The organism is Streptomyces sp. YIM S03343 (assembly GCF_054729195.1).
The window spans coordinates 1,527,536-1,538,903 of sequence record NZ_JBPUKX010000001.1 but is presented as its reverse complement, the minus strand read 5'-3'; the positions used below and the strand labels follow the sequence as shown (position 1 = coordinate 1,538,903).

Genomic DNA, 11,368 nt, shown 5'->3' with positions numbered 1-11,368 from the left:
GAATCTCGGGGTGTGCCGGGCCGACGCCCGGCACACTGCCGTACGTTCGTTGTTGGTGAGTGGTGGGGCGCCGTTGCGGCGCGTGCTCAGCCGATGTCGATCGGAGGCTCATCCACGGTGGCGAGCTGACTGATCTCGGCATCGGACAGGACACCCGCGTAGACCTGAAGGTCGTCGACCTGCCCGAGCAGGGGATTGCCCATCGCCCCGTTGTCGTGCCGCCGCGAGCGGCCAGTCATCAATGGCTGGTCGGACTGGAAGATGGTGTCCACCAGCACACCGTCCTCAGCGCCCTGGCGCTCACCCGCAAGGTAAAGCTTGATCGACTGGTTGGCCGAGTCGTACACACCTGCCACGTGGATCCAGTTGCCGGGCGGGTTGACCTCATCTGAAGTAATGGTCGCGGCAGGGCCGTTGAGAACATCCGTCTCATAGACGCCGAAGTTCCAGTCGCCGACCTGCTCGCCGGTCTCCTGCCGGTACCACAGGCGAAATGCGTTGCGCTGTGCTCCGGGGTGGGAGAAGACAGTGGGGGAGTAGGCCGACGCGGTGTTCTCCAACTGTTCGCTGTTCAGGTTCACCCAGCCGGCCACCGTGAAGCTGCCGGATTCATCGAGCGCCACCGCGGAGGTCGCGTAGCTGGTCGCCTCGGCGTTCATGCTCAGGACGTTGCCGTGCGCCGGGTCCTCGGCAGCGGTAAAGGACGCGCCGGGCTGAAGCTGAAGATCGTTACCGCGGTTCGAGCCGTCCTTGGCGGTGCTGCCGGTGGACTCGTCCATGGCCCACTTCGCCAGCAGCGCCGCCTGCGTGTGACCGGTGTCCGGATTCTCCATGTTCGCCTGCGCCCACAGTTCATCCGGGAACACGACACGGTTCCATGCCTGCACCTGGTCAAGGTCGCCGAAGAAGTAGCTGGAAGGACCGCGCATTCCTCGGAACCGGCCGACCTCGAACGCCCCGTTGGACGCCCAGGGAGTGGTGTAGGCGGTGGTCGCTTCCAGCCGTCCGTTGATGTAGAGCTTCAACTGCTCGGCGTCACGGTCGTACACCGCCAGCAGGTGAGTCCATGCACCGATCACTCCAGGGCGCGTGGACTGGGCTCTCACGATGGCGGGGGTGTCGGTCGTGACGTCCGCCCCGTACCGATTGAAGATCCACCGGTCGGCTGCCGAGGAGTAGTACAGCTGGAAGGCGCCGACCTTGGAACCGTTCTGAGTTGCGACCGTGGCCGTGGCATCCCGGCGATCCAGCTTGGCCCACGCGGAGACCGAGAAGCTGCTGGCGGTGTCCACCACTGGTCCCGACGTCGCAGCGGACGTGGTGCCATCAGCGTGCAGACCCGAGCCAAGACGGGCTTGAGCGGCCCAGGACGCCTTGGTCAGCGTCATGCTGTTACTGCTGCCCACTGCGTTCGCTGCGGCGTTTCCGGTGTTCTCGTCGAACTTCCAGACGCCGATCGGGTCCGCGGCCCTGGCCACGTTGAACAGGTAGTCATTGGACAAACTGGGGTTGCCGACCGCGTCGAAGGTCTGAACGCGCAGCGTGTTTGATCCCCGCTTGGTCGGCGCGACCTTCCGCTCGTAGGTGGGTGTGTTGGCCGTGAACTTCTTGCTCTCCAACAGCACGCCGTTGAGCCAGAGGTCGTAGCGGCGCACGTCCGACGCACCAGAGTTGATCTTGAAGGTGCCGGTCATGCCGACGCTGCCCGTTTCGGGGGAAGCGCCGCACGTCGTGCCCGCACAAGCGGGATACTCCACCGAGCTGACGGTCGGCTTGGGCGGAGCGGTCGCGTCGACTTTGAAGTAGCAGTTGCTCGACCACGGGCCGGTCAGGTAATGCCAGCCGCTGAAGTCGTAGCGGTATTCCGTGCGCGCGCGGAAATGATACGTGTGTGTACTGGTCAGGGTGGGGGTCGGTGTGGAGCCAGCTGTACCGCTGCCTGTCCAAGCGCTGGGCTGGGTCACGGTGAGCTTGGTGCTGCCGTCATACAACTCGAAGTTCGGACGCAGAATGCTGCTTCCGCCATCTCCGCCGCCGGGGGTTGCACTCATGCGCGGCGTGGTGTCCCCGATCACCGCGGGGCTGGTCGAGGACGAGCACGAGGTAACCGGGTCCGACAACTTCACTGAAGAAGGAGCATTGGTCGGAGGAGTCACGTAGGTGATCGAAAGGCGGGGCTTACGTGACGTGGTGGCGGCGTCGTCCGTGGGAGACATGAACTGCTTCCACGCGATCGGGTCGCTCTCGCTGGCCTGCAGGCCAAGCGTCGTCGTCGTCGACTTCGCGTGAGCGGTGAAGGCAACGGCCGTTGTGGCATCGAACTCGACGTCACCGTCGGGGCAACTGCTGGAGTAGCCCTTGGCTGCCGACACCGTGTCGACCGGCGAGCCCCAGGACACCTTCGAGTTCCACGTCGTACTCGAGGAGATCGTACTCGTCCGGTAGAGGCTGATGTCCTTCTTCGTACAGTTCGCCGACCAGATCTCGTAGGCGGTGAAGGACGCGCGGAGGATGCTCTTGCCGGCAACCCGGCGGGTGTCGAACTGGAAGAGTGACTTGGCCTTTTTGTTGTCGACGTAGGCGTCATAGCCGACGCCTAGTGCGTGTGATGTTTTCCAGAACGACGTGCCCGACAAGTTGGACCACAGTTCCGTCCAGCCGGTCAGGGTCGCGCTGACCGACGGCGGGTCGACGACAACCGGGTAGGCGGTGTCGGCCGCAGTGAGGAACTTCTGGTCCGGAGTAACCGTCAGGACGCCCTCCGTGACATCGATGTCCGCTACCGCTGTCCGGGAGGTCGGGTCCGGGGCTACAGGATTGTCTGAATCACTTGAACTGGCCGCCGCGCTACGGATAGGGGAATTCCCAGCCAGCGCCTTGCCGGAGTCCCACATAAGGGCGGCACTGCTGGTGAACACAGCGTGCCCGCCTCCGTCGACCAGGGAAACGCTGCCGGAGTCCGATGTCTTGACAGACAGTCCTGTGGTCCTGACGGGGAAGCGGATCGACTTCAGCGCCGGATCCGCGGCCGCCGCGCGCGTGTGCAGCACCAGGTTCTGGGTGAACCCGTCCGGGCGAACCTGGACCACCAGGTCAACATCCGGACGCACAGATTCATAGGTTGCCATCGACCCGGATAACTTCGGTGCGGGCAGCGCCCATGGCGACCCGAGTTCGTAGGTCTTGCCGTCACGAGTGATCTTCACAAGCGGCGCCTGCTCACCACCGCCTGACAGAGCGACATCCTGCGCCGCCTTCGGAACGAGCAGCCCGTTATCGCGCTTGACCAAGGTCGTATCGATCGGCTGCCAGCCGTCGCCCTTGCGGACCCGCTCAGGCACTGGCGAGGACTCCAATGTGAAGGTGCCATCAGCGTTCGCGAAGACCTGATTCGACTCGTTCGTCAGGCTCCCCACCGCAACCCGAGCCCCCGATGAGACGGCCTTCGTTGAAGCCACTTCCTCTGCTGTCTTCTGAGGAAGAGCATCGTCCTCCCAGAAAACCTTGCCGTGCCCTGCCTCATCCGCAGGCGTGCTGGATGCGACTTCGCGCGCCTCGGCCTCCCCTTCGACCGCGACTGCCGTCGCTCCGCTCGAGAGAACTTCTGCGGATAAACCGGCAAGTGCTAACAGTGCTATGCCTGTTGACGCCGCCCCGTGCGCCACTCCCCAGCGACGCCTGCTTCTGCTCACTGCACAACGCCCACAATCTGAAAATTTCATGAAGATCGTTTCGCGCGACTTTACGTGTGCTTGACATTGAAATCGAGACCCTCAACTCGGCCCACAAGTGGATGTTTCGTGTGAAATGGTGCATCCTGAAATGTGAGGCCCGACACAAGCTGATATGCCAAAATCGCCAGCTCGCCAATAGGTGTGCCGGGGTCGGCCCCCCCAACTCCAGGGGAGTGCTTGGTGCGGACCTGGTTGTGCGCGGGTCGTGCTCTCGCTGTCCGGACGAGGAACGGCGCGGTCGTCAAAGCATGTTTCGCCTGGCACACGGATGTCGGTAACGACCCGACCACACAGTTCCCTGAGGCGCGCTGTTGCCGGGCGTTCAGGGTATCGACACCCGCTTCCGGCCTCCGTTCGGAGCGGGATTTCATGCGTGGGCCTACGATCTCGGCTCCGCTGCTGGTTGGCGCAGTGGTAGTTCCATCCGGAGCAGCGAGCCGTCTGGCGACTCGGACGCCACGGTGAGGGCGCCGCCGTGACCGTCGACAATGGCGCGCACGATGGCCAGGCCGAGGCCGGTGCCGGGGCGCCCCGATGAGGGCGGTCGACCGTCGGTGGCGTCGGCCAGCAAGGAGTTGTCGGACTTCGACCGGGCGAACCCGATGCCGGTGTCCTCCACGTCGACCACGGCACCGTCGCGGGTGGCCCGGCAGCGCAGGGTGATGGTGTCCCCCTGCGCGGTGAACTTCACAGCGTTCTCCACCAGGGCGTCGAGGGCGGACTCCAGGCGGGACTCGTCACCCTCGACCAGGATGGACGGCGCGTCCAGGAGCCAGTCCCGGTCCGAGGCGGGCCGCCACCGCTGGGCCGTTCGCCCCAGGAGCGAGCCGAGGTCGACGGGGCCCCACTCGAACTCGGTGGACTCGTAGGCGTCGGCCAGGACGAGGAGGCGTCCGGCGAGGCGGCTGAGCTTGTCCAGCTCGTCCACTACGACATCCAGGTCGTCCTTGCCCTGAGAGCCCGGCAGCTCGTTCTGGACCATCTCGGCGTAGCAGCGGGCCACCGTGATCGGCGTACGCATCTCGTGCGAGCAGGTGCGGACGAACAGTTCCTTGACCTCCTGTGCGCGGCGCTCCCGTTCGACCAGGCTTTGGGTCTCCGCTAGGGCGGCGGCCCGTCGGCGTACGTGCCAGACCATGGCGAGGAACACCAGCCCCATCAGCGGTACTTCGGCGAGCTCGTCCCAGCCGGCGTGGCCGCTCGCGACGAAATTGCCCAGTGTTGCTCCGGTGACCAGGGTGACCAACGTCAGTACGACGGCCGTACGACGCGCCGACCAGCCCTGGAAGCCGTAGACGATGGCCATGCTGATCCACGCCACATGGAACACCACGGTCTCCATGCCGGGTTCGACGAACAGCAGGAGCTGGCTGGACGCTGCGAAGAGCGCCCAGCCGGTGAAGACCAGACCTCGCTGCTCAGCCTTCATGAAACGCGTATCCCACATTGCGCACCGTCTCGATGACCGGCCTTGGCACCTTGCCGCGGATCCGACGTACCGTCACGTCCACCACATTGCTTCCGGGGTCGTCGGCATAGCCCCAGACGCTCGCGAGGAGCTCGTGCCGGCTGCACACCTGTCCCGCTCTCCGCATGAGATGGCCGAGCAGCATGAACTCCCGGTGTGACAAAGGCACTTCCTTCCCTCCAGCGCTCTCCCCGCCGACGCTGAGGACCTGCCGTTCGAGATCGAGGGTGATGTCCCCGACGCGCAGCCATCGCTGGGCCACGCCGGTGGACGGCGTACGGAGCCGGGTGCGGACACGTTCCACCAACTCCGCTGTCGCGAACGGCTTACTGAGGAAGTCGACGGCCCCGATCTGGAGGCAGCGGACCCGGGTCGCCACGTCCATCACGGCGGACAGGACGAGCACCCGCTGGTCGGGCCGTCGGTCGAAGGCGCGCTGCATCACCTCGAAACCGTCGAACCCTGGCAGCATGAGGTCGAGCACGATCAGATCGAACTCGCTCTCCCGCAGGCGGCGGACCGCGTCCGGACCGGACCCGGCACCGTCGACGACGTGACCGTCCGCTCCCAGCGTGCGGGTGAGGTAGGCGCGCAGCCGTGCCTCGTCCTCGACGACCAACAGCCGAGCCATGGTGGCCACTACCCTTCCCCCCGCCGCGTGTTGAACAGCGTCCCCTGAGTTGTCGTAGCTGTCATAGCTGTCATCTGCGGTTCTCCCCGGACCTTTGTAGGTGCCGCCCCCGGCGCTTCGCAGGTGATCTCGCAAAGGTGCCGCAAACGCCCCGGTTCAAGGCTTTACCGATGCCCGTCGTTGTGACGGTGTGCGAGGTGGCGTGCGCGCAGAGTGACGGACCCGGGTGGATTGGAGTCCCCGGCCTCGCGGCGTCGTCATGACAGCTTCATGAGAGGCCTGTCATCTTCGCTCCCGCACCCGGCGGCCCGCCGCACCTTTGTCACGCGGCCCCGTGGAACGCGCCACCGGTCGGCGGCAGCGGCTCGTCCCCTCGTTCCCGCTGCCGCCCGCCGGGCCGGGCGGGGCCGGACCCGCCCGCGACGGCGGGCGGGTCACAAGGGGAGGAGGAAGGCGTGTTCACGCGACAAGCAACGGGGTCGGGCTTCACGCGACAAGCACCAGGGCCGAGGGGGAAGCGAAGACGGCGTGTCGTCGCGCTCATCGGTGCCGGGGCGGTGGCGGCGGCCGTACTGGGCCTGCCACCCTCACCGGTGCAGCAGGCACAGGCGCAGGCGGCCGGGGCGGCCGGGACTGCCGCCGCCGACGGGCCGAGCGGCCCGACCGACGAGACCAAGGTCCCGCACTACTTCGGACCCTCGCCGAACTGGGCCAACAGCCCGCTGACCCTGTCGAAGGCCAAGGTGACCATCACCTCCACCGCGATGGCGGTCGGGAACAAACTGGCCGACCGGGCCTACGCGACCGACTACGCGACCCCGCCCGGCGAACTCGGGCCGGTGTTCGTCATCCTGGAAGGCTCTCCGCTGCCCAAGGGCACCCTCAAGAGCTTCCGGACCTGGAACCAGGTGAAAACAGGAGGGAGCCCCACAGCTTCCGAGGGCGGGCTCTTCCACGCCTACGTCCTGCGGCCGACGAGCACACCGAAGCAGTACACCGTCGTGGCCGACAGCGGGCAGAAGACGGTGCCCAAGGCCGCTTCCGCGAGCGGGGAGGTCGCCTCGTACGACGTCCCCGACGTCGCCGTCCAGGCCGGTGACGTCATCGGCTTCTACGGTCAGGGCATCCCGGTCGACACCGGTGTGTCCTCCGGCACCGACACCTTCATGTACCCGGCCGGCGTCGACAGCAGCACGAATCCGCCGACCAACGTGCCCCCGGCCGAGGGCGGGACGGTGACGGTCGGGTCGAGTGACTATCCGCTCTACGCGACCCAGGACCGGACGTACTCCTTCGGGGCACAGGTGGTACCGGCCGTCGGCGGGACCGGTGCCGAGGCCACCGCCACCGTGGACCCGCAGACCGGCGGCATCGCGAGTATCGACGTGACCGCGCCGGGCCACGGCTACACCGCCGGTGCGACCTCCGTCACCGTCGACGGCGGCACCACGGCGGCGACCGCCACGGCCACCGTCCAGTCGACCGGGGGCGTCGTCGGCCTCACCGTCGGCGCGGGAGGCAGCGGGTACGGCGGTTTCGCGGTCGACATCACCGGCGGTGGCGGCAGCGGTGCCGCGGCGACGGCCTCCGGCGGGGTGGACGCCGTGAACGTCACGGACGGCGGGTCCGGGTACACCATGCCGACGGTGGACTTCGACCTTCCCGACGCCCCCGACGGCACCGTGGCCAAGGGGCATGTCGAGCCGGGAGACCTGGCCGCCGACGGCAGCGTCACCAAGGTGACCCTGGACGACCCCGGCAGCGGCTACAGCAGCTCGCCCGGCGTCACGGTCCGCAACGGAACCCTGGCCGACCCGATTCCCGGCGCCACTCCGGCGACCGCCTCCAGCCGACTGAAACTGCTGGCGCTCACCGTCGACGCGATCGGCTCCGGCTACACCTCGACGCCCGATGTCACCGTCACGGACCCGTCGGGGAAGGGAGGTTCCGGCGCCACTGCGAGCGCCGACACGAGCGTCGGCGCGATCAGCGCCGTCAAGGTCACCGACCCGGGCGCCGGGTATCTCACCGCCGGGATGAAGAAGTTCCAGGACCAGCTGCCGACGACCTGCGATCCCGGATCGGACGGGACCGGGTGTCCCGACGTCCCGCAGCTCAAGGATCCGTCGACGAAGCCTTCGGAGAAGTTCATCCCCCAGGCGGTGCCCGAGTCCGTCACCACCAGCGGCAAGCCCGCCGACGAATACGTCATCGGCCTCGTCCAGTACCGCACCCGTTTCTCCTCCGACCTGCCGCCGACCCTGGTGCGGGGCTACGTCCAGCTCTCCACGGATGCCGTGCCCGGACGGAAGGTGCCGCTGTACAACGAGCTGATGGACGGCACCCGGCAGCAACTGCCGTACACGGGTGTGACCTCACCGCAGTGGATGGGTCCGCTCATCGCCGCGACCAAGGACCGGCCGGTGCGGATCGTGTTCCGCAATCTGCTGCCGAAGGGCGCCGACGGAGATCTGTTCCTGCCGGTCGACAGCACCGGGATGGGTTCCGGCATGGGCCCGATGACGATGCCCGCGCCGAAGAACGACGCCTCCGTCACCGACGGGGTGCGCAACCCCGCGTGCACGAACGACAAGACCAATTGCTTCAAGGACAACCGGGCCACGCTGCATCTGCACGGCGGCATCACACCGTGGATCAGCGACGGCACCCCGCACCAGTGGATCACCCCGGCCGGTGAGAACACGGACTGGCCGCAGGGCGTCGGTGTGCAGAACGTGCCGGACATGGTGGACGGCACCGGGTCGGCCCTCTGCGCCGCCAAGGACGACGGCTGCTCGACGTTCTACTACACCAATCAGCAGAGCGCGCGCCTGATGTTCTACCACGACCACTCCTACGGCATCACCCGGCTGAACGTGTACGCCGGTGAGGCCGCCGGCTACACCATCACCGACGACACCGAGAAGGCCCTGGTAGCCAACGGCACCATCCCCGGCGCGAGTTCGACCCTCCCGCTGCTCGTCCAGGACCGTACCTTCGTGCCGGACGACGCGCAGCTCAAGGAGCAGAAGGACGCCAACGGCAAGACGGTGTCGTACGGCCAGGACCCCACCTGGAACACCAAACGCTGGGGCACCAAGGGCAGTTTCTGGTACCACCACGTCTACATGCCCGCGCAGAACCCGGGCGATCCGTCGGGCATGAGCTCGTACGGGCGCTGGATGTACGGGCCCTGGTTCTGGCCACCGGCCGGCGAGACCAAGTACGGGCCGATCGCGAACCCGTACTACGACCCGAAGTGCAAGCTGGACGACAAGTCGACCTGGCAGTACCAGACCGCGCCCTACTGCGAGCCGGAGCAGATCCCCGGTACGCCGAACATCTCCATGGGCATGGAGCAGTTCAACGACACGCCCATCGTCAACGGGGTCGCCTACCCGAAGGTGACGCTTCAGCCGAAGACCTACCGGATGCGGCTGCTCAACGGCGCCAACGACCGGTTCTTCAACTTCCAGTGGTACACCGCCGATCCGAAACAGGGCGACGGTACGACCGAGGTGGCGCTGAAACCGAGCGAACTGGAGGCCGCGCAGACCGACCCCAATGTGTCGCCCACCCCGGTGGACGCCGGCAACAACGCCGCCGGACCGGACTGGGTCCAGATCGCCAACGAGGGCGGCTTCCTGCCCGCCCCGGCCGTCATCGACGGCCAGCAGCCGACGACCTGGATCACCGACCCGACCCGCTTCGACGTCGGCAACGTGGACAAGCACTCGCTGGCCCTCGCACCGGCCGAACGGGCCGACGTCCTGGTGGACTTCTCGAAGTTCGCCGGCAAGACACTCATCCTCTACAACGACGCGCCCGCCGCCTACCCGGCGCGCATCGCGTCGTACGACTACTACACCGGCGCACCCGACCTCAGCCCGGTCGGCGCACCGAAGATCCTGCCGGGGTACGGCCCCAACACCCGCACCGTGATGCAGGTGACCGTCGCGGACACCACCCCGGCTCCCGCGTTCAACCTCGCCAAACTCCAATCCGCCTTCAAGCACCACGCGGACGGTTCCGGCGTCTTCGAGTCCGGGCAGAACCCGGTGATCGTCGGCCAGTCGGCCTACAACTCGGCCTACGGTACGAGCTTCGCCGCCAGCAGCAACTGCAATGTCACCAACACCACCGTGAACACCTGCGACGGCCTGGTCCGCGTCAACGACACCTCGAAGTTCAGCTTCAACACGCTCAAGTCACCGGCCGCCAAGTCGACGATGCCGCTCCAACCCAAGGCCATCCATGACGAGATGAACGCGACGACGTTCGACGACTTCGGCCGGATGCAGGCCACCCTGGGCGTGGAGGCGCAACCACCCACACCGGGTGCTCAGAACGCCACGTTGTACCCGTACGTCAACCCGCAGACCGAACTGATCGACGGCACCGATCTCCCCAAGGGAGATGTGAAGGTGACGCCCATCGGATCCACTGCGGACGGGACACAGATCTGGCGGTTCACCCACAACGGGGTGGACACCCACCCGATCCACTTCCATCTCTACGACGTCCAGCTCCTCAACCGGGTGACCTGGGACAACATCGTCATCAAACCGGACGCCAACGAACTGGGCTGGAAGGACACGGTGAGGATGAGCCCACTGGAGGACACGATTGTCGCGCTGCGGCCGGTCGTGCCGACAACGCCCTTCGAAGTGCCGAACTCCGTACGCCTGTTGAACCCGGCGATGCCATCGGGCGACACGTCGATGTTCAACAACGTCGACCCGCAGGGCAATCCGACGGCGGCCGTCACCAACAAACTCGTGAACTTCGGCTGGGAGTACGTCATCCACTGTCACATCCTCAGCCACGAGGAGATGGACATGATGCGCCCGGAGTCGCTGGCACTGCCACCGTTGAAGGCGAGCGGACTCACGACCACGGTCGTCGGCAACGGCTCCAACGCCCGGATCCGACTCCAATGGCAGGACAACTCGATCACCGAGACGTCCTTCGCCGTCCAGCGCTCGACGGACGGCGGCACGACATGGGACGACGTCGGCACGGTCGACTCACCCCTGGACCAGCCGAACACCCATGAGACCCGCACTTTCACCGACCCGACGGCATCTCCGGACACGTCGTACGTCTATCGGATCGCGGCGCTCAACACGGTCGGTTACGGCGCGGAGTTCCCGAGCCTGACGGTGAAGTCCGTCTCGGATCAGCTCCAGTTCACCGCGGCACCCCGCGGGGCGGCGAAGCAGAAGGGTGCAGGTCGCCGCTGAACGAAGAGGCCGACAGGACAAGGGCCCCGGTGCGGCGGTGTCGCCGTACCGGGGCCCCACGGTGTCCGTGGCACGTGGGGGCCAAGGCGGTGGTGCCGCACGTGTCGGTCCGAGAACTTCGGTCTCAGTAAGTCCGGTTGGCGTCATTGACATGTCCTGAGCGCACACGCTTCACTCGAAAGTCGTGCGTGGCAACGTTGTCAGGCCGTGGGAGCGACCGGAAACTGTTGCCTGTCGTCGGCGCTGCGGGGCTTTCCGGCGCGCCGGTACCCGATGTGCGAAGCGTGAAACT

4 protein-coding genes are annotated in these 11,368 nt (G+C 66.6%); 1 reads left to right on the top strand and 3 read right to left on the bottom strand.

Translation table 11 applies throughout. The annotated features are described in order from the left end of the window. Positions 1-86: 86 nt before the first annotated feature. The 3 genes from ACSYGN_RS06845 to ACSYGN_RS06835 form a co-directional block, all read right to left on the bottom strand. Positions 87-3,665: a LamG-like jellyroll fold domain-containing protein gene (locus ACSYGN_RS06845; RefSeq protein ID WP_460392888.1), complete on the bottom strand. Its 3,579-nt coding sequence runs from the start codon at positions 3,663-3,665 to the stop codon at positions 87-89. A gap of 448 nt (positions 3,666-4,113) precedes the next feature. Next, positions 4,114-5,163, bottom strand: a complete 1,050-nt coding sequence (locus ACSYGN_RS06840; protein ID WP_460392886.1) for a sensor histidine kinase — start codon at positions 5,161-5,163, stop codon at positions 4,114-4,116. Next, positions 5,153-5,833: a response regulator transcription factor gene (locus tag ACSYGN_RS06835; protein ID WP_460392884.1), complete on the bottom strand. Its 681-nt coding sequence runs from the start codon at positions 5,831-5,833 to the stop codon at positions 5,153-5,155. The genes ACSYGN_RS06840 and ACSYGN_RS06835 overlap by 11 nt, the downstream gene beginning before the upstream one ends. A gap of 557 nt (positions 5,834-6,390) precedes the next feature. On the opposite strand from ACSYGN_RS06835, the gene ACSYGN_RS06830 reads away from it, so the two are divergent. Next, positions 6,391-11,076: a multicopper oxidase domain-containing protein gene (locus ACSYGN_RS06830; RefSeq protein ID WP_460392882.1), complete on the top strand. Its 4,686-nt coding sequence runs from the start codon at positions 6,391-6,393 to the stop codon at positions 11,074-11,076. The last annotated feature ends 292 nt before the right edge of the window (positions 11,077-11,368 follow it).

Bases quoted from the DNA above. Each gene is read 5' to 3' on its own strand.
- ACSYGN_RS06840 (WP_460392886.1), bottom strand. From the start codon at position 5,163: ATGAAGGCTGAGCAGCGAGGTCTGGTCTTCACCGGCTGGGCGCTCTTC.
- ACSYGN_RS06835 (WP_460392884.1), bottom strand. From the start codon at position 5,833: ATGGCTCGGCTGTTGGTCGTCGAGGACGAGGCACGGCTGCGCGCCTAC.